The organism is Bradyrhizobium sp. CCBAU 11430 (genome assembly GCF_028128855.1).
Taxonomy (GTDB): domain Bacteria; phylum Pseudomonadota; class Alphaproteobacteria; order Rhizobiales; family Xanthobacteraceae; genus Bradyrhizobium; species Bradyrhizobium ottawaense.
Window position 1 is genome coordinate 40,210 of sequence record NZ_LBJV01000068.1, and the last position, 26,281, is coordinate 66,490.

13 protein-coding genes, 1 pseudogene and 1 riboswitch are annotated in these 26,281 nt (G+C 57.6%); of the genes and pseudogenes, 6 read left to right on the forward strand and 8 right to left on the reverse strand.

The genetic code is table 11. The features are described from left to right. Window positions 1-790 precede the first annotated feature (790 nt). Window positions 791-1,501: a YopT-type cysteine protease domain-containing protein gene (locus tag XI04_RS27395; RefSeq protein ID WP_271595992.1), complete on the forward strand. Its 711-nt coding sequence runs from the start codon at window positions 791-793 to the stop codon at window positions 1,499-1,501. A gap of 2,217 nt (window positions 1,502-3,718) precedes the next feature. On the opposite strand, the gene groL is transcribed toward XI04_RS27395, so the two are convergent. Then, on the reverse strand, window positions 3,719-5,359 hold the full coding sequence (gene groL, locus XI04_RS27400) for a chaperonin GroEL (RefSeq protein ID WP_271595812.1): 1,641 nt from the start codon (window positions 5,357-5,359) through the stop codon (window positions 3,719-3,721). An 87-nt stretch (window positions 5,360-5,446) separates the two neighbouring features. Beyond that, entirely contained in the window at window positions 5,447-5,761 is a 315-nt protein-coding gene (locus XI04_RS27405) for a co-chaperone GroES (protein WP_271595811.1), read from the reverse strand. 1,008 nt (window positions 5,762-6,769) lie between these two features. On the opposite strand from XI04_RS27405, the gene XI04_RS27410 reads away from it, so the two are divergent. Further along, window positions 6,770-7,417 (forward strand): FkbM family methyltransferase, encoded by a 648-nt coding sequence (locus tag XI04_RS27410; RefSeq protein ID WP_271595810.1) that lies wholly within the window; start codon window positions 6,770-6,772, stop codon window positions 7,415-7,417. Between the two features lie 656 nt (window positions 7,418-8,073). On the opposite strand, the gene XI04_RS27415 is transcribed toward XI04_RS27410, so the two are convergent. The 4 genes from XI04_RS27415 to XI04_RS27430 form a co-directional block, all read right to left on the reverse strand. Beyond that, a complete protein-coding gene (locus XI04_RS27415) occupies window positions 8,074-9,240 on the reverse strand; it encodes an acyl-CoA dehydrogenase family protein (RefSeq protein ID WP_271595809.1) in 1,167 nt (388 codons plus the stop codon). 1,817 nt (window positions 9,241-11,057) lie between these two features. After that, window positions 11,058-11,801: a carbonic anhydrase gene (locus XI04_RS27420; RefSeq protein WP_271595808.1), complete on the reverse strand. Its 744-nt coding sequence runs from the start codon at window positions 11,799-11,801 to the stop codon at window positions 11,058-11,060. An 8-nt stretch (window positions 11,802-11,809) separates the two neighbouring features. Further along, the gene (locus XI04_RS27425) at window positions 11,810-12,496 is read right to left on the reverse strand and encodes a thermonuclease family protein (RefSeq protein WP_442868195.1); all 687 of its coding nucleotides are present in this window, start codon (window positions 12,494-12,496) and stop codon (window positions 11,810-11,812) included. 1,755 nt (window positions 12,497-14,251) lie between these two features. Beyond that, window positions 14,252-14,908 carry a PAS domain-containing protein gene (locus tag XI04_RS27430; RefSeq protein ID WP_271595806.1) on the reverse strand — a complete coding sequence of 219 codons (657 nt, stop codon included), beginning with the start codon at window positions 14,906-14,908 and terminating at the stop codon, window positions 14,252-14,254. 1,557 nt (window positions 14,909-16,465) lie between these two features. Here XI04_RS27430 and XI04_RS27435 point away from each other — a divergent pair. Further along, window positions 16,466-17,226 (forward strand): IS5 family transposase gene (locus tag XI04_RS27435; RefSeq protein ID WP_271595805.1). Its coding sequence is split into 2 segments (ribosomal slippage): window positions 16,466-16,775 and window positions 16,775-17,226, totalling 762 coding nucleotides; the frame shifts between segments, so codons are not numbered across the junction. Window positions 17,227-17,431: 205 nt separating this feature from the next. Here XI04_RS27435 and XI04_RS27440 read toward each other — a convergent pair. Beyond that, window positions 17,432-18,154 carry a nodulate formation efficiency C protein gene (locus XI04_RS27440; protein ID WP_271595804.1) on the reverse strand — a complete coding sequence of 241 codons (723 nt, stop codon included), beginning with the start codon at window positions 18,152-18,154 and terminating at the stop codon, window positions 17,432-17,434. A gap of 683 nt (window positions 18,155-18,837) precedes the next feature. After that, window positions 18,838-19,040: riboswitch (cobalamin riboswitch) on the forward strand. Window positions 19,041-19,141: 101 nt separating this feature from the next. On the opposite strand from XI04_RS27440, the gene metE reads away from it, so the two are divergent. After that, window positions 19,142-21,487, forward strand: a complete 2,346-nt coding sequence (gene metE, locus XI04_RS27445; RefSeq protein WP_271595991.1) for a 5-methyltetrahydropteroyltriglutamate--homocysteine S-methyltransferase — start codon at window positions 19,142-19,144, stop codon at window positions 21,485-21,487. A gap of 510 nt (window positions 21,488-21,997) precedes the next feature. On the opposite strand, the gene XI04_RS27450 is transcribed toward metE, so the two are convergent. After that, window positions 21,998-22,159, reverse strand: coding sequence for a hypothetical protein (locus tag XI04_RS27450; protein ID WP_246709090.1), 162 nt, complete (start codon window positions 22,157-22,159; stop codon window positions 21,998-22,000). Window positions 22,160-23,533: 1,374 nt separating this feature from the next. On the opposite strand from XI04_RS27450, the gene XI04_RS27455 reads away from it, so the two are divergent. Together XI04_RS27455 and XI04_RS27460 are read left to right on the forward strand one after the other, a co-directional pair. After that, complete coding sequence (locus XI04_RS27455; protein WP_271595803.1) at window positions 23,534-23,788, forward strand: hypothetical protein; 255 nt, start codon at window positions 23,534-23,536, stop codon at window positions 23,786-23,788. 37 nt (window positions 23,789-23,825) lie between these two features. Continuing rightward, window positions 23,826-23,968 (forward strand): annotated as a pseudogene (locus XI04_RS27460) (IS3 family transposase); the annotation flags it as partial. Between the last annotated feature and the right edge of the window lie 2,313 nt (window positions 23,969-26,281).

Genomic DNA, 26,281 nt, shown 5'->3' on the forward strand with positions numbered 1-26,281 from the left:
CACAAGCACCGGCTCGGCTTCCCGAAATGACGTGTCACATGCGGGTGTATGTCGGGCTCGCTCGACTGTTGCAGTGTGCAGGCGAGATAAGCCGGAAATGCAGCCGTCAAACAGGAACGGCTAACGGCATATTGATTCGGGAGAAATGTCTGCGCGAGGTGTTGTAGAGTGAACAAGATCGTAAATGGTGTTTAAACCCGGGTTTTCAGATCAGCGCTGAAGGTACGTCAGCCGCAACAACAGCATCTCACTGGCCGATGGCCGATCACGGGGACGCGATTGCGCACTGTTTGGAGGCGAAGTGAGGCCGGCCGACCGGCGCAACACGATAAAAGTAAGATCGACCACCAAACCGATTGGTCACGCTGTCCAGCGCAACCATCATCCTGACTGCATCTGCAATTCCAAGCTCGCCCTCTGTCAGGGTGCAAGAGTCACTAGCTGTTCGGCCATCGCCTCACACCTGCAGCCGCGCTCGTGAGCAGGCACTATCGCGCAACCAATTGGCCGTAGCGTCCCTGAGCTGTTTGGTGGTCAGCTCTTCGTCAGTTTGTTGCAATATCATGCGCCGCAAGATGTAAGCAGCGCGCTCCCTCTAGCTCGCTCCCTCTGAGGAGGCGTGCGCCGAAGAAGCAGGTGAACCAGCATGTATAATCGAGTCGATGGCCAGTACACACGCGCTGTTCAAGCTGACGGATCGAACAGGCCCGCAGACAGTAGCGAATTTGCGCAAACACTCAGCGAACTCGCGCGACGGGAGAGCCGGCCGTCCGGCGAATTGTTCGACAGGATGGGGCTCTGCTTCAGCAAGCCGCATACCTCAGATGTAATCGTTGATAGTCCAAGCGCCTCGCGCTACAGCATATCCTCTCTGCCCTCCAGCTCGGAGTTATCCTCGACTCCTAGCTCCGTTCGCTCTCTATTCAATTACAGGACTGCTGAATTGTCCGAAGCCAATGTCAACGGAATCTGTGTTGGATTGGTAGCGGAATGGCTCCTTGACCTCCCAAGTAGCCCGTCATCCCGAATGAGGGCTCTGCTCCCGGACACTGAAAAGCACCGCTCAGCAGCAAGCCGGCAGGAACAGTACGAAAAGCTCAAGGCTCAATTGATAAACGATGGGGCGGACGGGGGCAACCTCCAAGCAAGAAGCACAACGTTACGCAAGGCTGGCCTAGAGCCGTTCGCTGAAGACACGCGATATAGGTTTGATACATCTTCGTGCATTGAGATCGTGAAGGAGATCACCAAGGATGAGTCCATATATTTGGTCAGGATGGGTTTCGCCGGAGGTGGCGCCCACATTATTGCGACAGTGACGTCGAATGGAGCGACGACCCTCTTTGATCCAAACTATGGCGAATTTGATGTTCCGTCGGGTCAGCTCGGAGGGTTGTTCAAGAGTCTTGCGGAGCGCTACAGGAGCCCCCCGAACAACCTTGAACTATCAACTGTCGCCACACAAAGGATATCGACTGTCGCCACACAAAGGATGATGTGAGGACTTTCTAGGTGGCAACGGACCTCGCCGGATGCCACCGCGCGGAACTTCATCGGTCGATGCGCGACAGCCGCGGCGCCTACCATGGTGCATTCGCCACGGTGTTCGGATGTTGGACCCGTGCTCTGGGCGGATGCTCTCTGGAGGAGGGGGAGAATGTTCAGGCGGTATAGGTCGCCAGATCGCTCAGATTTGAGCCCGCGCCCTCGCCGTCCTCAGGGCCTAAATGGCGAGCGCTTGCACTCGGGCAGGGATCGATGGCCCGTTGGGCTGACTTTCTCGTGTGGGTTCCGATGCCCGCCCCCTAATCGCGCTCAGGGCTAAGGTCTGACTAGGCATTCACAGAGCCGGCACAAGCTGTAGTTCGACTGCTTCGGATTCCTGGCCGGCCCTTTTGATACTGAGTCGCGAACCGAATAACTGCAGCCGACGACAATTGCATGCAGTCGTACCGGACAAGCCGAGTCCTCACTCGCCACGAGCTCCGCAACAATCTACGCCGTTTCCTCGTCGCTGCACTTCTCGTAACGTCGGCTGTCGGTGAAGGCCTCATCCACGATCTAGCTCAGTGGCAACACTATGCACTGTGTCGTCCCAAGCCTCACGGTCGAAGTTTGCCGCCGAGCTGGACTACAAAGCCGTTTGAGAAGTGACTTGCCGAATAATGCGAGGTGACATTGTTCGTTCTCGACGGAGCGAGCGCATGCGGGCATTGAGCGCGATCTGGAAGACGGCCACTCGGTAGTGCGGATCTGATCCCAGTCTCACGCCCGGAAGCAACCCGCGCGCGACACGACCTTGGTCGGACTGGATGTATGAGATGTTCTCTCTGCCACGCTCGCACTACTGGTTGAAGTTAGCAGAAACGTGACTCGGCGCCAAAATCCCCACGCATACTCGGGGCAAGCGCTGTCCCTACCACGTGCTGCTAACTTCAACATCAATGTAGACGGGGGAGCTTTCCGAAAGCTGACGAAACCGACGCGATGCGTCAGGCGAAAACGGACCGTGCGGGGGAGGCCCTCCTGTCGTGAACCCCGCCACCCGCCTAACGGAAGAGTCGCTTAAAAGTATCGTTGAGTACAGACACAAGCTCTTCCTTAAAGAGGTCGTGAAAATTCGCATATACCATGTGCCAGCGAGAAGGCGGCAGCAGGACGCTTAAAGCACACCGTGCCTACAAGGTTGCTTCCATGCAGGGTAAGGCTAGGAAGTTACGGATAATGAGATCGATGCAGCCAACGATGCCGTGGCGGAGATGAGGTCGATAGCCTCTTGCAAAGAGAGAGCTAATCCGCCGTGCTCTCCTGGTGCGGTGAGCCGGAACAGTCCATGCCTTGCCAAAACCCCGTGTACGGTCGGAGGGAAGGCTCGGCGGTCATCCGCGTCTGCGAAAGTCAGCTGACTGAGCCCAGGGATGAAACTGGAGTATCGTGCAATTGCGTGCCCTTCAGCTAAGCGTTCCTGTGCCTCCCGGTGAGCGTAAACTTGGGTGTACATGACCATAAGATCACAATGATCCTGAACGCGTTTCGTGCCAATTCATCCGAGAGGCTACGTTGGCCAGATATTGGTATAGTGTGGATGCAGGCGCAATGTGGGGCCGTGCCGGGGCCGGACTGTCGTGCAGCCGCCCCGCCGGCGAGCTCTTTTGCAAAGCACCGCCGTTGCTCGGATACCGTATATATTGGACGCAAAGCAAGCCTTGCGATTGTAGTGTGTGATCACTCTTAAGCATGTCCTGCCCCGACGTCCGCAGCAGGGGAGTTGAGGGGAGCCCCGTCCGCGAGGACCAAACGAGGCGCAGAATAATCATCGCACTTTCCGCAAAGACTGTGGTTTTTGAGAATGTACTCCGGGTTCAAACAAGCCCTTAGGTCACAAGCCTCCAGCTACGCTACAGCAAAAGAAAGCGGACAAGGAGGTGGAAAGCGGACAGGCGGCGCCGAGTCTACCGCACGCCAAGGGGTCGAACATTTGGATGAGAAGAGGCAGCTTCGTGAGTCAAATCGCCATAGACCGACTCATCGTCGTACCGGACGCGGTCCTGTCGTCGCGGAAGGAACGGTCAAGAAAATTGAGTTGGGGTGCTGCCGCCGCGGATAGACCGATGGGCCGGACCTTCGGCGGGCTGGCAACGGGCTACCGGCCGCTCGATGCAAAAACCCTGACATTATTGCCAGGGTTTCGCATGTCATCGAGAATTTAAGAAGTGGATCAGAAGTCCATACCGCCCATGCCGGGGCCGCCAGGCATTGCTGGACCAGCCGTAGCCTTCTTCGGCAGCTCGGCAACCATCGCTTCCGTCGTGATCAGCAGCCCGGCCACCGAGGAGGCGTTCTGGACCGCGATGCGCACGACCTTGGCCGGATCAATGATGCCCTTGGCGAGGAGGTTGCTGTACTCGCCTGTCTGCGCATCGAAGCCAAAAGAGTACTGCTCGTTATCGAGCACCTTGCCGACCACGATCGAACCGTCTTCGCCGGCATTGATCGCGATCTGGCGGGCTGGCCAAGACAGTGCTCTGCGTACGATCTCGACGCCGGTCTTCTGGTCGTCGTTCTTGGTGCGCAGGCCCTTGAGCTGCTCGGAGGCACGGAGCAGGGCGACGCCGCCGCCCGGAACGATGCCTTCTTCCACAGCCGCGCGGGTCGCATGCATCGCGTCATCAACGCGATCCTTGCGCTCCTTCACCTCGACCTCGGTCGCGCCGCCGACGCGGATCACCGCGACGCCGCCTGCGAGCTTGGCGAGACGCTCCTGGAGCTTCTCACGGTCGTAGTCCGAGGTGGTCTCCTCGATCTGCGCCTTGATCTGGGCCACGCGCGCCTCGATGTCGGCCTTCTTGCCGGCGCCGTTGACGATCGTGGTGTTCTCCTTGTCGATCATCACCTTCTTGGCGCGACCGAGCATGTTGAGCGTGACGTTCTCGAGCTTGATGCCGAGATCTTCCGAGATCGCCTGGCCGCCGGTCAGGATCGCGATGTCCTGCAGCATGGCCTTGCGGCGATCGCCGAAGCCCGGAGCCTTGACGGCCGCGACCTTCAGGCCGCCGCGCAGGCGGTTCACGACGAGCGTTGCGAGCGCTTCGCCCTCGACGTCCTCGGCGACGATGACCAGCGGCTTGCCGGTCTGCACCACGGCCTCGAGCAGCGGCAGCAGCTCGTTCAGCGAGGAGAGCTTCTTCTCGTTGATGAGGATGTAGGCGTCGTCCATCTCAACGCGCATCTTGTCGGCGTTGGTGACGAAGTAGGGCGAGATGTAGCCACGGTCGAACTGCATGCCCTCGACCACGTCGAGCTCGGTCTCGAGCGACTTGGCTTCCTCGACGGTGATGACACCCTCGTTGCCGACCTTCTTCATGGCGTCGGCGAGGAACTTGCCGATCTCGGCATCGCCGTTGGCCGAGATGGTGCCGACCTGGGCGATCTCGTCGTTCGAGGTGACCTTCTTCGAGTTCTTCTCGAGGTCGGCCACGACGGCTTCGACCGCAAGGTCGATACCGCGCTTGAGGTCCATCGGGTTCATGCCGGCGGCGACCGACTTGGCGCCTTCACGCACGATTGCGGCGGCCAGGACGGTCGCGGTGGTGGTGCCGTCGCCGGCAGCATCCGCAGCTTTCGAAGCCACTTCGCGCACCATTTGGGCACCCATGTTCTCGAACTTGTCGTCGAGTTCGATGTCCTTGGCAACGGCAACGCCGTCCTTGGTAATACGTGGCGCGCCGAACGACTTGTCGAGCACGACGTTGCGGCCCTTTGGACCAAGAGTGACCTGCACGGCATTGGCGAGAATGTCGACGCCGCGCAGCATACGATCCCTCGCATCTACTCCGAACTTGACTTCTTTAGCTGACATAGAGAATTCCCTCAGTTATCCAATTAAATGATCCTTCAGCGCGCCCGGTAGGCTCTCCTCAGGAGGGTGAGCTGTGCGAGCCGAGGATTAGGCGACCTTCTTCTTTGAGAACACATCGGTGAGAACGCCCATAATGTCGCTCTCCTTCATGATCAACAGGTCTTGCCCATCGATCTTGACCTCGGTGCCGGACCATTTGCCAAACAGCACCCGCTCACCGACTTCGATGTCGATCGGAATTAGCTTGCCGCTCTCATCGCGGCCGCCCGGTCCAACTGCAATGACTTCGCCCTGCGATGGTTTTTCCTTCGCTGTGTCCGGAATGATGATGCCACCAGCGGTCTTCTCTTCTGCGTCGATGCGCTTGACCACGACGCGGTCGTGAAGCGGACGGAAATTCATAGAGGTCTCCTGAGCGTTTGAACAAGTTGAGATTGGGCACAATGTGGCTAGTAAACTATAGCAAGAGTCAGGCCAGAAATGCGCTGAGCGATCTATCCGTACAGTTCTGCAAAAGCATTGCCTGGCAGCGGGTGCGCTTGTCCGGAAGCATACGCGCTGAGGTGCACAGCCCCCCGGCTGTTGTGAAAATGACATTGCGCTTCTTCGAAGCACGGCATTGAGCCCCAGGACGCTTCAACCTTGCTCGGACGGCGGTTGCACTGATCGGAGAGTGTTTCGACGACGTGGGGATTACGCATGATTACCTGGCGGTACAATCTAGCAGCCGTGGCAGCCGAAGCGTGCGGGCCACGAGCGTTATCGAAGAGCGGATCGTCAAATCTGCCGGAGTCGTGCATGCGAATAGTATGCGACGATATCGAAAAAGCAGGTTCTGCTTGTAAGAGGCGGCCTGCTAGCAGGTCACCACCGAATTGTAACCGATTGCCGGTGTCCAGCCGTAGCACGGCACTTATGGCCTACCGAATTGACTCTGGTCATTCGTAAGCCGGCAGCATTGGAAGAAAGTTGCGAGCCCGCAAAGCTTGATTGCGCCGAGCAACGCGTGCATCGGGGCTTTCGCCGACCTCGTTCCTCGCGCCCGCTGCCGAGGGAAAGACCCTCGCGAGCTACTGGCAGCGAATCTGAGATGGCGGCCATCACTTGGCAGAGCACATTCGGTGCAATTGTCTTCCATATCCGACAGGTGACGCTCAAACGAAGGCGATCTTTCGGCAACTCGAAAGAGCCAATAAGACCATCTGGCGCAATGAGGCCGCGCTTTCCGACGATAGGTTCGAGACTTGCATCGCCAGGGATAGCCTCTCCATTTCATGTCGATGAAATCCAAACAGTTGTCGTGGATCAAGAGGACTGACTGACAAATGAATCTTATACCTTGATATACGTTGTGCCGCGGCTTCTGGCGTGTGATGTGGAAACATCTCCGCGCACCATGGAAAAGCCGCTGTGTCGTCCGTAGAAGTACATCAGCACATCATCTCACTTCTTCAGAAGCCGAATCCAGTCATCCTGGATATCGGCTGCAATGACGGGACTGATACGCAAAAATTCCTCGAACTGTGCCCGCAGCCCCAGCTCTACTGCTTTGAGCCGGACCCCCGAGCGATCGCGCGCTTCAAGAAGAAGCTCGGCTCATCCCTCAATAGGGTGAAGCTGTTTGAAATAGCCATCAGTGATCGAAACGGAAGGATCGACTTCCACCCCAGCAATGCAGATGGCGATGCGAAGGAGTGGGACCTATCCGGTTCAATACGCCGTCCAAAGAACCATCTTACCGAGTACGATTGGGTTCGGTTTGATCATCCTGTCTCGGTTGAAACACGGCGACTGGACGACTGGTGCAGCGAAGCCAAGCTGGACGGAGTCGATTTTATCTGGATGGACGTTCAGGGAGCCGAAGCCGACGTTATCGCCGGCGGTATGCGGACCTTGAGCAACACACGTTTCATCTACACCGAGTATAGTGACCGCGAGCTCTACGAAGGGCAGTTGCCCTTGCAAGCCATTCTTGACTTATTGCCATCTTTTGAAGTGGCGGCTCACTATCCGCGCGCAGTGGAAGGTGATGTATTGCTCAAAAATTCGCGCGCCTAGCGGATCCCCGGGCTAGCGTGCATGTCGGCCGATCCATTGGGAGCGGCCAGCGCCACGGCGGTCGTGGGCTCCACGCGGCCCTGAGGAAGGCAGGGGCGTGGGGCTACCGTTACGATCGAACCGTAGCAGCGCTGCGCTTCCGCGCTCTTGGCGCCGCAGCGTCGGATCCGCTCCACCGACACTCGCCAGGATCTAATGCCGATCACGCCGAATCTGATCACGCGGCTTCAACGACGCAGCCAGAACCACGTCCGGCTTGCCGATATCACTCCATCCTGACCGTATAGGGCTGGCTGTATTGCTGCCGCCATGGATCCGCAAGATAGCCGGCCGGGCAAAGCGCGTAGGCAACCGGTGCGAGAATCCCGCTAGCGCGTGATTTGGAGAGTTCGTGAGTTGAACCGCGAGCCGTTTCGCAGAAGTTCAGGTGTATCCTGCTCGGCAACGTCAATGATGGGGGCAGGGGCTAAGAGGCTTACGAGGGCTCGTATATTCGGACAACGATGGTAGTGCAGGATGTGTAGCGGGACCCTTTGCACAGCGGTGTCTTTGTTCACATCGAAACAAGGGGCCACGTCCTTATCGGCGGACCCACTCACCACGCAACTGCGGTAATCCGTTGGCGTGGCGTGTGGCCAGCCCTTGCGTGCCCCACTTTATGGAAAGCCCGGCTGTATTACACTTCCCAGAAGGGCACGGCCAGCGCTCTGGAGCGTTCCCTCGTTTAAAGCTGCGTGCTGGGCAACCACGAAGCTATCGCACATGGCCCGTGCCAGATTGCTGGTGCTATAGAGCGCCTCCGTTCCAGCCAGACCGCTGGCAACCCTGCAGACCTCAGCGCCCTGCCGCGCGGCGTTCGTTGCCGCGAGCCGCATTAGCGTCGTGGTGCCAAGAGTTACCTCACCCTTGAGCGCTTCCTTCCACAGCTCCTCGGTGGCGTCGTAAAAGAAAGAACGAGCGGAACGTAGCAACGCTTCGGCTTTGGCGATTTCAAGCTGGACATAGCCGCGCTCAGCCAACACGGGCGCTCCAGTGATCGAGGCACGAGTTTCGGCCATGGCGATCACCTCGTCTATTGCGGAACGCGCAATCCCGATGCCAACAATAGCATGCGCCTGCGCAGCGAAGGCGACGGCTGGATAACGATAGATCGGCCCATCAAGTGTCGGCGGACCGCCGCGGATCAAGGTCCATTCCTCTGGCACAATGACGTCGTTGACGACGACATCGTGGCTTCCGGTGCCTTGCAGTCCGATGACGTCCCAATTCGGCCGAATTGTCACCTTCTCGGCTGGCATCACCGCTACACGCGGAAGGTCACCGCTCGGATCGTCTTCCAACGTGATACCAACTCCTATCAAATCCGCCTCTGGTGAGCCGCTAGCGAATGGCCACACGCCGTTCACGATAAGTCCCTCGGCGCATCGCTTAGCGGGTTGGAGTGGGAAAAGCGCACCCGCCAACACCACGTCAGGTCCATTGGCGTACACTTTGCGAAGCGTGTCGTCCGGAAGAGCAGCGAGGTAGCGAGCTCCATCCCCGAAGCTGGCGACCCAACCGGCGGAGCCGTCGGCCTCGGAAATGCGCTCCACCAGCCGACAAAAATCGGCTGGCGTTCGCTCCTCACCGCCGAATCGCTTGGCAGTCATAGCCCGATAGACGCCGACGCGTCTGAATCCGTCGATGATTTCTTTTGGAATCTTCTGCGTGCGGCTAAACTCGTTGCGACGCGCACGGATCTCGACGAGTAGCGGCGACAGATTAGCCCAGGTCGCAGGCGCGGCGTGGGTTCTGGAAGTCCCCTTTTCTGGTCGAGCATTCATAGATCATCCTCCGTGTCTTGAGCCGGTCATCGCCGCGTGTCATTCATTTGGGCCCCGCATGGCGAGGCCAGGTGATTTGGCCCCCGCTGGACGGCGTTCTCAAAGCTGTCTCAGTTGATATCGAGTCCATGGGAGTGGACACGGTAGCTTCCCAAACTTGAGTGGCCGGCAAAGCAGCCGATAGGCTGCGGCGGCATCGATCCGCGTTTGCCGCACTGAATCTCCGGCGGTCGATGGGGGCATGGGTGCATGTCTTTCAACATGAACGTGTGGTCACACTTGGGACAGGCCGGATCGAACCACGTTTGGAATTCCTGAGTTGTGCTTGTGAGAGCGCCCAAGCCTGCGGCCTCTTGCCCGTCTTCCCAGCAATTGACGTGCCATCAAGCTTGGCTACGGGCTTTGTCTGAATCGCGCGAGATCACTCCGCCGTGCCGTGCCAGCGCAATGCTCGTGTCTCCGTGTTTGCTTTCAGGCACAAGATGTCCTTAACTCAACAAGCGGCGAAGAAAACCCCAGAGGCGGACCGCGACCGCCACCAAGGGGGTTCAACCTTCCTGCTTAAGCCTAAGTCCGGCTTCGGTCTCCTGACGCTACCAACAGCCCAAATGTGCTGATCGTGCGACTGCTGGTAAGCGCTTGCTTAGAAGCGGCTCAAGTACGCAGGTGTTCATGAAACTCACGGCGGCTCCAGACGCGGTAATTGCACGATCGAACTCCGGTTCGAGGTGACCGCAAGAGTGTCCCGCTCATGCAAGCGAAGACGAGCCGTTTCGAACAGGTTTTGGGTTGCCAGCAACAGACGAGTCTGTCCACGTTCTGGCATACCGAACGCAAGTTCGTGCACATTCTTGACTGACCGACTCTCTCTTGCGGCCGGTGGCGCCTCCTATCTATGCTTGCGGCCTTGGCCGAGCTTGCCAAATTCGTGCGACAACTATGCGTACATCACGAACGTTGCGACAGACCAGGCGCGACACGTTTCGAAGCTAGTGCTCTGTTCCAGCTAAGCGACTCCGCGGTTGAAGATCCTGATTCCGGAAGGGCGGTTGCCAGATTAGTTCGGCCTGTAGACGCGGTGCGCGCGCTTGAAACGAGGGTGCTGGCGCACCGAAGTCACCTGTGCAGATGGAACTCGAAACATTCGCTAAGTCTCGCCGCGGCTTAGAACCTAGGAGCGTCCGGGTACAGGTGACGCACTTTGTAAACTTCGAGGTTCTTCGATCTCCTCATGGAGGACGGCGAACGAGACGATCTAACGAATGATTGATGAGCGGCTGGTTTTCCGATGGTCGCGGTCTCACAAACGGCCGATGCAGGAGGCTCTCCGGTACTGATGCGGGTAGCATGCTGCTGCAAAAGCCCCGGGCCGGGCAGTCCTGCTGGTTGTTCTATGTGATCCTCAGCCCAGGCTGAGCTCGGTTATCGAGGCAGGACCCTGAATGCCTTGCTCCGGTCGAAGCTGAGAAGCTCCCGGGATCGTCGCGTGCTCTGGAGTTCAGACCCTGCAATGCTTCGCATGGCGATCTGCTGCCTGAACCACCTCCACTGGGTTGTCGGCTCAATCAGGAACCATGAATGCTGTTGGACGCGCTATGTGCGTATCTTGTTGCTGGCCCCGCGTTGCCAACATGAGTGCGTAAAACACGAGAAGAATTATGAGGCCACGCATATCTAATGATTCCTGAAGCGATGACAATTGTGGAGCGGATAGTGTCCGGGCGTATTTGTGGTGGACGTTGGACCAATAATATCGCGCGGAACTGAACCGATGTATCAGGCGGCGTACGATTGCCGGGAGCGTGAAGGCGCTAGCATCAGCTCACAATATCGACCTTGCCGGTGTCGATCCGATACAGCCCCCCGATGACCTTCAGTCGGTTCTGCTCGACTGCAGCGTTCAGAATTGGCCCCGTAGATTTGATTTTGTTGACGTTATCGACCACATTTTGTCGGGTTGCTTGGGCGAACGCGTCGCCGGCTTGGTCGCCAGATGCTTTCACTGCAGGAGAAAGTGCAGTGACCAGGGACGAAATGTGCCCCGGCGGCCGCTTATCTTCATAGAGCGACTTGATCGTAGCCTTTATCGCACCGCAATGATCGTGGCCAAGGACGAGGATCAGCGGCGTGTTGAGTATGGCAACCGCGTATTCCATACTGGCGAGCGTATCCTCGTTAGCGAAGTTGCCGGCGACGCGGCAGACAAACAGATCACCTAGTCCGCTGTCGAAGATAAGTTCGGGGACCACGCGAGAGTCGGCGCAGCTCAGAACCGCTGCATATGGATTTTGTCCCTCAACCAAGACTGGCCGCTCGCGCCTGAAATCGTCGATTCGCGATGCGCCCTGGATATAGCGATCGTTCCCCTTCAGCAGCCGATCCAGGGCAGCATTTGGCGAGAGCAGGTTGTTTGGTTTGGGCAGGCCCTTTGCTTCCTTCGCGTCGACGATCTTATCGCCGAACCGCAGGAAAACTGTCGAAGCAGCGAACAGCAACAGTGACCGGCGCGAGCGCGCGTTCTTGGTTAAATGGTACATGTGATGAGAATGGGCTGCTTGCATGTGTCGCCTCATGGCACGGCTTTACGCCACCCAGTCGCTTCGGCTTCCGCTTCGCTGCAGAGCCAGCGTTCGCCGCCCTTCTTCGTCATGTCGATTTGTTCGTAACCGCGCTGCCCTGGCACGCGATAAGTCCGCTCGCCGTTGCGCTCGAGAGTCCCTTTTATCAGGCACTCGGACGACGGTGGTTCCGCCAGCAGGAGCGATCCAAGCAGGACTTCCTGAGCGTCGATCGGGACCAAGGTCGCGCCAACGACGATCGTGCCCCTATTGCGGTGAGGCCAGTCCCAGGGGGCGATGAACGCCCCCGACCACAGCCCCGTGTTAGCTGTGCTCGCCACCAACTCGTAGACAGCGTAGGTATGGTGAGATGCACCGGCGGAGAGTGCCCAGCCCGCACGTACCATCCAGACGTTCACATCCTCGCCTTCGATGAAGCAGCTACCGAGGGCTCGCCGATACTCATCGACTCTTTGGGTATGACAAACCCACGTGCGCCCATTCGAATGCTTGATAAGCTCGTCGCGAGCAGCTAGGCCGCAGGCCCATTTCCGGCCTTGTGCGTCGAGACAAATGTGATCCGTCTCAGGAGCTTCGATGCCTAGGAGCCGAACGTTCGTTCTTTCGATCTCGATCGTATTGGCGTCGAGGATGCGCGGAACACCGCTGAGTGTCGCGGCGTAGACCGGAGATGTGATGAGAACGAACAATGCGAACATGATTCCGCGGTGCGTCATCCCGACAATAACCTTTCGCTCCTGATCCATGTTCACGCACGATACGGTGCGATCCGACTGCTCGATGGCAGAGGTCCGTCCAGCCGGCGTATTTCGATGTGTGCTTTATGAGAGCTTGGCGTGAGTTCAAACCTACGACCTGACGCTGCGTAAGGATCAAGAGATTTCTTCTGGTGCGTGCGGCGGTATCACTCGAGCATCGGCGTCTCACTGGGAGCGTACTGTGACCCTCTGAACCTGGGAGGAGAGTCTCGTCGGCTTTGCGCCGTACTCGCGGCGCTGGACAAACCCGGAGCCTCGAAACGCTGTGCGCCCCCTTTGCAAAAAGTGAGCGACTAATGAAGCGTCGGCGCTCGCGGCGGCGTTGGGGGTGGACGAGCAACCTTGCTATTGTTACTTACGACTCCTATCGGCAAACTAGACCGTGCCGACGAGCACGATGAGTTCGCCCCAATGTATTGTCACGACAAAGATCTGCAAAATGATCTGGTCTGGCTCGCTCTGTCCGTGTAGACAATTACGTGGCGGAGTTCAGCCTCGATGCTCGCTGTGTAAATCAAGCTTTCTTGTTTGAGCAAAGCGCGGAAATCCGACGCCTTCTTACACCGAGCCAGATGATCGTTGCTATCAATCGCATTGTGGCATTTGGTCCTCCGCGCTGCACCGTAGGTCGTTGCTGCTACCGCCCATACGCTTTTACAAGAACTGAATTGTTTATGACTCGGCGGCGCTACGGGCGGCCGCTCTTCGGTCGTGACGGTTCCCCGCGATCTCGAGTGGCCTACCCAGGAACGCCGGCATCAGCGGCCGTTTGCTCCAGGACTTGGAACGGTTGCGATATGGAGCCGCGCTTTGCCGTGTGCGCTCCGGGCGTGCGCAAGCTGCCCACGTGTTCGGACAATCGCGAGCGCCATCCTGATGCAATTCAGTGTGAGGGGTCAGTCCACGATACGCGATTGCCCATCGCGCACTCGTGGCGAATAGCTCTGGTGCGGTTTAGCCGACTCAAGCTACACATCATTCTTAAGTACCTCACTACATAATGGGAATGACATGGTGGCAGTCGTTCGGGAAGTAACAGTCTCATCTTACGCGCTTGAAGTAGATGGCCAACTCAGAGCCGAATTCGCAACCAAAGACGGTGCCACGGCAGGTGGAGCAGAATTAAAGAAGCGGTTTCCCAAGCTTACGATCCGGGTCTATGACGTGCAGACGAATGAGCGCGAGGAAATCTAGGTCGAGTCAGTTTGGCGCTCGACATTCTAGCGTACATCTCCGGAGCTTCCGCCCTGCGGTGAGTAGGCGCTCAGCGGGTGGGCCGGGCTTGCTACCAGTGTAACTTCCTAGCCCGTTTCGTTTCAGCGTCGGTCCCTAGTGCCGGGCGTCGCTACGCTCACGCTCCTGCGTATGTCACGCAGCTACGCGATGTGCGAAGCGCACGCCTCATCGGCTCGGGTCGACGCATCCCCAAGCGCTCTAGCGAAGAATGCAGGAGAGCTAGTCCCCCGCAACCTGGTTGCTCTCACTGGGTGGAGTGCAGGCGGGCAAACCAGTCGCAAACTAGGCTCTGTACCCATAAACCCGGCGGCGTGATGCGATTAAAGGAATGTCTGCTTTGCCCCTATAGCGACCGACTTCGTGCGGCAGCGCAATATGTCGCGGTGGGCCAACAGCAGGCACGCGTTTTAGATGACGGCGGACCACTAACCAGCCAACCTAATCTCTAGGCTCCTCGGGAAAGGGTTCAAAAGTCTTTCGCCCTAGGAATGCATCTGGCGGGGAATTGTGCTTGAGTGCCTTGGTGGTTTGTCGCACGACCTCCACACTCTCCTCGATCAAAGCGCGAGATGCCAAGATCTTCTCCTGGGTTTCCTTGACAACCTCGCGCGCCCCATAAATGGCCTTGTCAGCAGAGCGCAAGAGCGCCTCTGACGCCGAAGGAGGCCGACCCGCTCTCTCAGCCTTTCGGGCCAGAACAGAGGTCGTTGCGTCGGTGACATGATGGACCACCGCCACGATCCCGCCATCACCATCGAGAACCGGCCAGTTCTTAGGGTGCCAATAGCGAACCTGCCAAGGTCGACCTTCGGGCTGGATGTCATATCTTTGCAAGGGCATCACCTGACCGCGCATTTCCTGAAGGACCTTGCCAAACGACTCGGCCAGATTGGCAACCCCGTTGGCAAGTGCCAGGTGCGGATTGTCAGGGAAGGCGTCGAACATATCTAAACCGGCAAGCGTATCCCGCGAGCGCGAGACGCCGATGAGGTAGGCGTCGTTGGCATCAACAATCTTCAGATCCGGCGTAAGTAGAAGGGCGGGTACAGGCGAATGCTCGAACGATCGATGCCACGCATCCTGTGCCCCGGCCATCAGAGCTCTTGGCGTGCGGGAGTTCGGTTGCACAGTCGTCATTTATCGAACCTCTTTCTGAGATGCCCCTTACGCTCAATCCTAGCTGAAACGGACCTTTACCCCAACCATGGAGACGCCGTGCGATTGTGGCGTTCCCGCGAAGGAACCTCTCTGCCCCATTCGCGTCCGCTCGTCTCCAGAACCTGAGGTCAGGTGAGCACGTCTGCCAATGGTCACGAGCTGACGAGTCGGCGAACGGTGCTGCAGGACCGGGTTGGGCCAATAGGCAACATTCACTAGCCTTCAGAGCAGCGAATGGCCTACTTCATTTTCTACTCGTCTTCTGCTTTTGGCCATGGTTTGTAGGGGCCGCCTCCAAGAAAGACCGTTGGGGCTGGCCTTCGCAGCAGAGCTTCGGAGTGAGCCAACAACTCACGAGACCAAGCGACCATCCGCGCGTCAATCCCCGTATGCGGAAAGCGGCTGTCGGCAAAGCGCTTGTCGTCCGATGATTTCGACATCGGCTCCTCCTGATCCAGCAGGCGGGAGCTCGCTTGTCTCTCAGCCACCAGCGCCTACGGGCAGGGCCTCAGCCGGTGATAGAGGACGACTACCATGGATTGATCTCATTTCACAGCAATTAGGGTTGCCCATTTTCGCGCATCGCCTTGCTCTCGACCCTCGCCTGAGCACTTTCGAGAACTGAGCGTCGGAGTTGCACTCGCTCAAACCTCTGCTCTTCGAACAGAAGGCGCCAATGGTGCTGAAGCGCTTGGCTGTCTGCGATAGCTAGAGCAGCGCGTTTTAGGAGTTCGTCCATTGTGCTGATCATCAGCCTGTTCGATCGCACTTCAATAACTTGAGTTAGGCCGCCTCCACTCCCTCGGGGGCATCGCATTCGCCGAGCGAACCGGAACCTCCGCAGGGGGCAAGCGGACAGACCGGCGGACACCGCCGCGGATCCGCTGAGGGGCACTTGGAGATTTGACCCGAGCGCCGTTAGCCTTCGAACGCTCGAATGCTCTCAACGAGGGCCCGCGCAGCCGAAAGGTTACCCGTTGGATGAAGACGAACTGCCCTCGCACTGGAATGCCTGCCTTTCTGCGTGCAACGCCTCGATGGCGGCTTCGATCATTACGCGACTAAAAGATTCCAGGCCCGGAGAGATGAGGATGCGGAGCTTTTGAATTCGGGCATCGATCTGGTCGCACTTGTCGCACATGGCCCCTCGCCAGTTTAGGGCGGGAGCAACCGGGCTCGCATCACCGGTAGATGCCACGGGTCGTGCGGTGATACGATCCGCCTAACAGTCCAGCAGCGTCAAAGCACCATCATAAGCTAAGTTCGTACCATTTCGTGGGCGGGGTTAAAAAACGGTTGTGACGGCCAGCCGCGTGTCCCTGATGCGAGGTAAGGGGACTTACAACGCCCGCTTAGGGTCATTTTCGACGCATTTGGCAGAGATGGAGGGCTGGTTGATGTCCGCTCCTGTCCGTAAGCGCCGCACCAGGAGCGGGCCAAAAGCGTTGCATTTGGCCGGACTGCCGTGATTCAAACTCACCGAGGGCTCGAATCATGCGCTACGAACTCGCCGACCATGAATGGGCCACCATCAAGCCGATGCTGCCGAACAAGCCGCGTGGTGTTCCTCGAGTGAACGACAGACGGGTCCTGAATGGCATCTTCTGGATCCTCCGATCAGGAGCACCCTGGCGTGATCTGCCGACGGCGTTTGGCCCATACACCACTTGCTACAATTGCTTCGTCAGGTGGCGGCGGGCCGGTGTTTGGGGCTGCATCATAGAAGCGCTTTCCACTGCCCATGATGCCGCTGTCCAGATGATCGACACCTCCATTGTCCGCGTGCATCAGCATGGAGCCTGCATCACAAGGACCAGCGCCAATCAATGGGAAGGTCCCGCGGCGGCTTGACGAGCAAAATCCATGCGGTGGTCGATGGCAATGGTCTGCCAGTACGGTTGGCGCTGAGCCCCGGTGAGGCCCATGACGTTCGACTCGCCGGAAAACTGCTGTCTCGTCTGAAATCCGGGTCAATGCTGCTTGCCGATCGTGGCTATGACGCGGACTGGATCAGGGAGCTTGCCAGGAAGAAGGGTGCGTGGGCGAACATCCCGCCGAAAAGCAATCGCAGCGATCCGATCTGCTTCAGCCCCTATCTCTATCGTGCTCGCAAGCAGGTCGAGCGGTTCTTCAATAGGATCAAACAATGTCGTCGGGTGGCGACGCGCTACGACAGGCTCGCTGCCAACTACCTCGCATTCGTTCAACTCGCGTCAATCAGGCTATGGATGCGCCTTAATGAGTCCGCGTCCTAGTACGCGCCGCTGAGCTCGACACCTGGCGGAAAAGTATCATGCTGCTTGACCTTTCGTAGGGCAGGCCGAACTGCTGCGAGAAGGGCAGCCGGACTATTGCGGAGCCGTAAGCAACGCAACTGCGGAGCGGGTATGTCTTGCAGTTGGTACGAGGCTTTCGACCGTACGGCAGCTGCGGTGCGATGTTGCTCTGCGCGGCCGTCTACTAAGGCCTTCGGTCCCCTAAGTCTTCCTCTTCCTTTGGCTCGGTCCGTTGAAACCAGGAGCCCGGAGGAAATTTCGCGATGCGCTTGGCAAAAGAGGATTGTGGCTCCCAATCTTGGCCTTCGCTCTTCTCGAAAGTGATGACCCCGTTGTGTGTAAAATAACGTGGTCCTTGGATATCGCAATTCACCAAGAGCAGAATGCGCCATAGATCGCCTTTCTCGTTCGGCTTGTCATTCTGCTTGGGTAAGTAGTCTACCCCAACAGGTTCAATGATAGTGCATCGGCCCTGCCGCAGAAGATCGCCGAGCCGGCCTTGCGGCGTAGTCACAAAGTTGAAGTTACTTGGATCATGCAGAAAGCTAAAGTTTGCGTCCCTTTCACCATCTGCGACTTCTTTGGCGATCAACGAGAGCGCTAGGGCACGCCAGCCCAATTCCATCGGCTTCGCATAGGTTGACGCAAGCTCAATCGTACCGTCGAGCGCGACTTTCCAGGTGATAGCGTACTGTTCGTCTGATTTGTTGTCTCGGTGCCTGGTCCACGAAACGAAAACATAGTCGTTTTCGCCAAGTTCAACGACCCCCCACATCTGAGGGACGAACTGTGCCACCTTCGAGACATTGGAGATGATTTGTTCTATCGTCTCACCATCTTGCGCTCGCCACGTTGACTTGAGTCTTTCGACAAGTGGGTTGTCGCTGGCGCCAATGGTGTTGCTCATGGCAGCCGGCCAGGCTAGGCACATTAGAAGTCCGCCCAGGGCAAGCCATAGCGCGGGTCTTCCCGACATTCTCTTCATAACCCTCGGCCTATCGCGTTTCATCCGTACATCTTTCAAAGCTGGCAACCTTGAAGCTGCTATGAGCGGGCGCAAGAAGTTTACGGAGAGGCGACGGGGCACCCGTGGCTATCCCGCGCGGGCAGCCGCTCCCCTCTATGTCACGCGCCGCTAACTTCCCTAGCCCGCGACAGCTTCAATTGGCTGAGCTGGACATACCGAGCAAGAGAGACTGGGTATGTCGAGCGGCTTGCATTCTTTGTGCCAGGGAGAGGGCGGAGAGTTGCACGGGTTTTATGTCCCTCTTGTCGACTTTCCAACCTGCGCACGCTTCGATGTTTCCATTCAGTGTATCGGCCGCAGTTTGTGGATCCTTTCAAGTGCGTTTGCCGTCATTGAACCGTCTGGTACGCGATCGTTGGCGTCGGCGTGCGGCCTACATGATGGCTGGCGACACGAAGCCGACTTAATCGATGAACTTTGAAGTCTGGTTAGCACGCAAGTCAACCTGCTCGTCCCGTATGTTGCTAGATTGCGCTGCTCATAGAAAGGCACGGTTATTCGCCTAGATGTCGCAGATTAGCTTGGCACATGATCTGAGAGGTTGACGGAAGAGTCCTCCTGTCGATAATCCAAGTCGTCGAGGTTCTCCGAATCCCACTTGATCCGGAGCTAAGAGGGAAGCCGGTGCAAATGCCGGCGCTGCCCCCGCAACTGTGAGCGGCGAGCTACTGTCCAACGATGTCACTGAAGCCAGCACGGCTTCGGGAAGGCCGGACAGCAGCGATGACCAGCAAGCCAGGAGACCTGCCCCGACGATGTATTGGTCCACGGGCGGGGTGTCTCGGTGGTGCGCCAAGCAGCCGTCGCATGCGCGACTTCCTCTGCCTGCGTCCGCCATGGCCTTTGTCCCCAACAGGGGTTAACACTATGTCTCTTCTCTCTCTTCCGGTTGCTACGCTCGGGACGCCACGCATCGGTCCAAGGCGTGAGCTCAAACTCGCTCTCGAAAGCTACTGGGCGGGAAAGATCAGCGAACAGCAATTGCTCGAGGACGCATCCGGGCTGCGCGCAGCTAACTGGGCTCGTCAGAAATCTCTCGGCGTCACGATCATTCCGTCGAATGACTTCTCGCTGTATGATCAGGTGCTCGATACAAGTGTCATGGTTGGTGCTATCCCGGAGATCTACGCCTCGAAAGGAGACTACGTTTCCCTCAAGACGTACTTCGCCATGGCTCGCGGATCACAATGCGACGACCAGGATACGAGTTGCGGTCTCCGCCAGCGGGGGTCTGGCGCACCCGCGCAGGAAATGACTAAGTGGTTTGATACCAACTACCACTACATGGTTCCCGAGTTTTACAAGGGACAGGCGTTCAGACTTTGCTCTCGCAAACCCATCGAAGAGTATGAGGAAGCAAAGGCTCTCGGCTTTCAGACCCGCCCTGTCCTGATCGGGCCCGTCACATTCCTAAAACTCGGCAAGAGTGCCGATGGCGCGTTCCAGCCCCTATCCCTACTAGATGATTTGATACCGATCTATATTGAGGTTCTGCATGAATTGGCCGAACGAGGGGCAAGTTGGGTTCAGTTTGACGAGCCCTGCCTGGTCCTTGATCTGGACGAAGCGGTACGAAAATCACTGCTACATGCTTATAAGCGGTTCGCAAAAGAGGGACCGGCTATCAAGATCATGGTTGCCAGCTATTTCGGCGACCTAGGCGACAATTTGGATACCGCCTTGAGCCTCCCAGTCTCGGGTCTGCACGTTGACCTGGTTCGAGCGCCAGAGTTGTTGGATCAGATCATTGCTGTCGGTCGAAGAGATCTCGTAACGTCGCTCGGTGTCATCGACGGCCGGAATGTGTGGCGATCGAATCTGTCGTCGCTCCGTCGGCGGTTGGAGCCCGCGATTGCGAAGCTCGGCAAGCACCGTGTACAGCTCGCTCCATCCTGCTCGCTGCTTCATGTGCCGGTCGATGTTGAACTCGAGACCGGGCTCACGTCCGACGTCAAGAGCTGGCTTGCTTTCTCTGTTCAGAAGATGCGTGAGCTTGCGATCCTGGCGCGAGCACTCGCTGGCGACCAAAATGTCGGGCTCGCTCTTGCCGATTCGGAATGCGCTGCGACTGCCCGGCGGACTTCGCCGAAGATCCATGATGCCAATGTCGCTGCCCGGATGAGCGCAATCGACCAGACGATGCGCCGGCGCGCAAGTCCGTTTGCACGTCGTTCCGAGATCCAAAGGGCACGCTTTGGACTACCAGCTTTTCCCACCACGACGATCGGATCGTTTCCTCAGACCACAGAAGTCAGAAATGCTCGGGCGGCGCATGCGCGAGGCGCGCTGAGCGACGAGCAATACGATAGGTTCATCAAGGAGGAGATAGCCCGCGCCGTACGTTGGCAGGAGGACATCGGTCTTGACGTCCTCGTGCACGGCGAATTTGAGCGCAATGACATGGTGCAGTACTTTGGCGAGCAACTCGCCGGCTTCCTATTTACCAGGAAGGGATGGGTACAGTCTTATGGTTCGCGCTGCGTCCGGCCCCCGATCCTGTTTGGCGATGTAGTGCGGTCGAAGCCGATCACTGTGGACTGGTGGCGTTACGCGCAATCACTAACTAGCAAGCCAATGAAGGCGATGTTGACCGGACCGGTGACGATCCTGAACTGGTCGTTTGTTCGCGATGATATTCCTAGGAGCGAGGTCTGCCGTCAGCTTGCGCTTGCGATCCGCGACGAAGTGCGCGACCTCGAGAATGCCGGTGCGGGCATGATACAGATCGACGAAGCTGCACTTCGCGAAGGATTGCCCTTGCGCCGATCGGAGTGGAAGGCCTATCTCGATTGGGCCGGAGAGTGCTTCCGCATCTGCTCATCAGGCGTTACCGATCAGACGCAAATCCATACACATATGTGCTACTCCGAGTTCAACGACATCATCGGTGCGATCGCTGCAATGGATGCGGATGTCATTTCGATCGAGACGTCGCGATCGAAAATGGAACTACTGGGCGCATTCAGGAAGTACGAATACCCAAATCAAATCGGACCTGGCGTGTACGACATCCACTCTCCACGCGTTCCCGAGGTGAGCGAAATGAAGGAGCTGATGGTGCTGGCTCGGACGCGTTTGCAAGAATCACAGCTCTGGGTCAATCCGGACTGCGGCTTAAAAACGCGCAAATGGGAGGAGGTGCGGCCTGCGATTACCAACATGGTCGCTGCCGCCCGCGAACTGCGCGCTGCATCGTCTCCGCAAAATCATTGATCCGGCGCTCGGTCTGTTCTCGACCAAGCTACTCGCTTGTGGTCAATACCGCCCTCCTTAATCTCGCGGCAAGACTTGGGGCCAACAAAAAGTGCTTGGCCCCAGTTGATGGTTGGAACGGATGTGCATCCGGAGAAACGACGCTGACGGCTCGCGGTACTTGGCCGAAAGATAATAGCCGACGGTTCACCAAGGCGAGAACATTGGCCGAGAATATGGACTCATATCGATACGTTTATCGTAGCTCCTTATGCCGTGCTAAGCGATCGTTTGGTCTGAGAGACGAAATCTACACCGTGGTGTCTCTCATAAGAAGAGTGGGAACGGTTGCGACAACAATGAGAGGGGTGATGCCGGACGTAACCGCAAGGGGCTTCTCATCGGTCCGCTCGGACATGTTTCCCCGTCAGGCGCTCTCATTCGATGAACCCCACATAGTGTCCGACGAGAGGACGCCGAAGCCAGTTCCTGCTTCAACTCACACCAATCTATTGTGCAGGATCGCCGCCGCTATCCGAGCCAGATACGCCAATGCGTTGGCTGCACGGCGACGTGCTCTCCGGTATTCGCGTTGATCCATCCGCCGAACGCCCGGCGGCAGGGAAAGACCACCCGGTGAATTGAATTCCCCTCGATCACGGCAATCTCCAGATCCTGATCGAAGGGCGGCATGATTTCGAGCCGCTCCCAGATCAAATCGCCATTTGATCCTGAACAAAGTTCATCGCTGCGAGCTGACAAATTCAGACAACCTTGTGAACATTACGAACATCGCTTGGCGTTCGCGCGAGCAGGCTCTGCGCGATTCGACCGGACGGCGCGCGGTCTTGATGGCGTGAGCCGCGGCAGAGGGCAGTCGGTGGCATCGTTGGTCCGGAACACTGTCCGCTCGCGAATATTTGGATTTTCGCCGGCAAACAAGGCCTGAGCTTCCGCCGAATGGATCTGGGGCAGCTCAAGGCCTCGGCTGTCGCTATTTGTAACTGTTCTGCACGAACTAAACTGGTCTGCAGCTCCAGCAATCTGGCTTGTGGCGGGGTAAATGGCCCGGTTTTCTATCATGTCACGTCCCTTGTTGGTGAGATACTCCGTGTTCTGCGGCGTCATCCCGTGGAGTGCGGGCGACTTCAGCCGCGCTCTCGCGCGCGTAGCACGTGCTCCAGCGAGAGCGCGAAGACGCTGGATTCGGTTGACACCAATAGGAGGGACGTAGCGTTGCTCGGAGCCCATAATCGGGCCTGTCCGCAGGTCGATAAAGTAGACGTCATCGCAAGCGGCGCAACTTATCATGTGTAGGTCATCAACCCGCGGCTCGGCTGCGCCCGAAAGGAGTCCTAAAAAGTGATGGCTGGTGCTTGGACATGAGAGCATCATGGGCTCAAGTCGTTCTTTCTGCCATGCGTCTGACCTTACTAGAAGATCACCTCTATCAGGACACAGCCGTCGTAGCATTGATGCGGGTCAAAAGCCTCGTTCGTCCGGGAGTGGTTGACCTCGAGCGGCCGCACGTGCCGCAAATCCCCGCGTGGCAGTGCACATGTCCGAACTCGGGCATGCGCGAATCCATCGCACTCTCTGCAGCACGCCAGCGTGTTGATTTGAGGCGCAACTCACGCTCCATGGGCTACGGCAGCATTGTTCCTCATTGCTCCGTGCACACGGATGGTCAAACGATTGTTCGCCTTCATCGTCGGTAGCCTTGTCGGGGCTGATCCCACCTTTAGGTCTCGGCACTGGAGTCCTGGACCTGGGCTCATCGAAACGTGGGCTGCGACAATCCTTATGATCGGCTTACCGTGGGGGCGGCTAGTGGACCGTCGGATGGAAGACGGGTTCCTGGCCTGATTGCCGCACGATCGCCTGCGCGCATAGTCCCTCGCCGGCGTATATAAGAAATCTGCGCGCAAGCGGCTCGTGCCGTGCCGTTACATCTGATCGATCTTTGGATGGGCGGACAGACCTCTTGGGGGGCTACTTGAGGCAGATCAAATACTCGCGATGCGAATGGCAGAATAGTCGATAAGCGAACCACGGGAAGCGAGGGGCATGCCTTCATTTAATGTTCGGTTTATTAAGACCGTTTGTGACGATACCGGCGGCGAGCATCGTGCGTGCCAGGCAGCATTCAAGGTCGATGCCGTCTCCCTGAGTGCTGCTGCTCAGCAGGCGGAGACTGAATTTTGCAAGCAAAAGAGTGTCCGCGATTGGACAATATTCGCCGATGTATTGGAGCTTCGAACCCCACCTGCCTTAGCTAATCCGTCCACATCAGCCTTTCGAGCATCCCGCAAGGACGCCTGAGTAAGCAAGGGTTTCGCACTTCCTGAGTTTTCCACGGAAGCGCGACATCTTAAGCACCGACCAAGGCTATTCACGGCCGCGACGTTCACCGGCGTGCTCGCCAGTCATGGCATCGCCATTAGCATGGACGGCTTGCTTGCCCGCGATAACGTATTCGGCGAGCGTGCCTATGAGACTGTGCCTACGCTCGCGTCTTGATCGGACTCGGCTATGAAACCTGAACGCACGGCCGATACGGGTAAGCGTGACTTTAGATTCGTACGACGAGTGGTCGAGATTGAAGGAAGTTGTGGTGGGTACGGCCACCAATCATGCGGCTCATGATCGCGAACTCTCTTGCGACTTATTCCTTTATAACAATCTTGAGCTTCGCTCGGACTGGTATTATCCGCGTTCTCTCGTCGGCGGCAGCAGGTGCCTGAGCTCGCGCACCGGTCCGCCACGGGATCGAGGACCGCTATGTCGACGAACTGAATGAGCACGTCGAAGCAATTGTGGACACGTTGCGGGAGCTTAACGTGATCGTGCATCGACCGATGAGCCTTCTGTTGGTGCGGTCTCGAGCGATGACCGACTATTTGCCAGAAGCAATGCGCAAGTGATAGTCGCGCCCGAACCATTCAAAACTAATTCCCCAGCTTGCGACGATGACGACCTGCTGTTGTCCGGCCTCTACATAGATATCAACGTCCTTTCGGTCCCTCCTGACGTTCGTTTTAGTCAAAGACGCCGGCCCCGAACTGGCCAGGATCCTTGAACACAATCGCTTTCCGGTCATCCCGGCTCGGCAGCGCCATAGGTGGATCTTTGCCGGGGGGATTGCTTTACTGTCGATGCGGTCCGCGAAGACGGGTCCAAGGATTACTTCGACTAGTACCGGAGGCGGCGGCTCGTAAAGCCATTGCTTTGGGAGCCTGATAGCTGGCGAAGGTGTGCTCGTTAGAACTTGTCAAAGTTATGCTGCATCAACTAGTTGCCAGAACCAAAAACTGTAGCGTAAGCGCCGCAGAGCCGCAGAGCCGCAGAGCCGCAGAGCCGCAAAGTAGCTAAGTAAAATTAGATGTACTCTCGCACGTTTCAGGTCGACGCTCGTCGAGTGCGCCTCTCAGCGGAAAGTTGGGACGTGAACACGCTCAGATCTTGCACCATCGTGCCCGTGATGGTCTTGACGTATCAGGATGGAGCTTTCGAATGTCATTTGATCGTCCAGTGACTTTAAGGGAGACTGTTGCTTCAATGTCACCAGACCGATGAACGGCCGATCTACGCTCGCGCGACAAGAGATACCACATGTTCGATATCTATTTGAACCGAAGACACGATCTTTTGGTCGTCCCGACAGGCTTTGGGATCCCGCCGGGATTGGACGGCAATTGGAAGAGAAAGAGGCGGGCGGTTCGTTCCGTGAGCGACGTCATTCGTCAAGATGTACAACAGCGTGGTTACCACCGACGTCGTTTGATCTCGTACTGGTCCAAGGCGGTTGAGATCTCCTCACACTCCTAGTCGACGCCGCTATCTTATGCTGAACCGTTCTTCGGAAGCTTCGGGCAGGATGTGGCCGATGCGTCGAAAAAGTTGCTTAAAGCGACCAGACCAGGGGGGCATCGCGTATTGGGCTTAGCGAGCAAGCTTTTCTTTTGAAAGCGGGGCGCGCCTCTGGAGCTTACCTCAAAATAGGTGTTATGAGGCTTTTTCTTGGGTCAATGGCGTGCGCGTGAGTTTTCACGTCTATACTGAAGATACCTACCGGCTAGCCGCACGGGCCGGTCGAGTATCGAAGTCGTTAAGCAGCATTGGCTACTTGTATAGCAGCGGCCCGGAGTGGCCGGCTCATATGAAGCGCATCGCAGGCCACGCGCCCCAACTCGGCATTTTCGGCCAAAGCTGATGCGGGAGGCCGGATGCGGGATCCTCGCCGAGGAGGGAAGGGAATATCTTGAGAGGCTCGAACACTTAGATCAGTGAACTATGCAGGCGTAGGTTGAGCGAGAGATCGCGCAACAGCCGAAAGCTGAGCAACTGCGCCTTTGACTTCGCAGCTGGGAAGGAACGCGGGCAGAAAGCGCCCCACGGCAGGCGATTGAGCCCACGTAAACCGCTACCGGGGCGACCGCCAGCCGCTCAACCCCTTGCTGATCGTGATGTACTCAACTAGATCTCGAAGTCACATCTTGAAACAGTGGCGTTGCAATTGGTATTAGGAAGTCGTTCAACGCGGCTAGGGATATTGTGATTCAAACCTGAGGGATGAGGCTTCTGGCCTCCTCATGCACATCAGCGTGGTCGAGACGGTCGGCTAAACTGATCTCGCGTTGGCTTACTCATTCTAGCGCGTGTCGGTTGCTTCGCCGCAAATAGAAGGGCGTCGATGGGAACGTTCTCTGAGGGCGAGGCGAGGTGTATATGAGGTTTGCAGTTCCACAGCTGTACTAGCCCAGACGTCTCGCGTTTGGAACGCATGACCAAGTTATACCTGACGCCACTCTTATA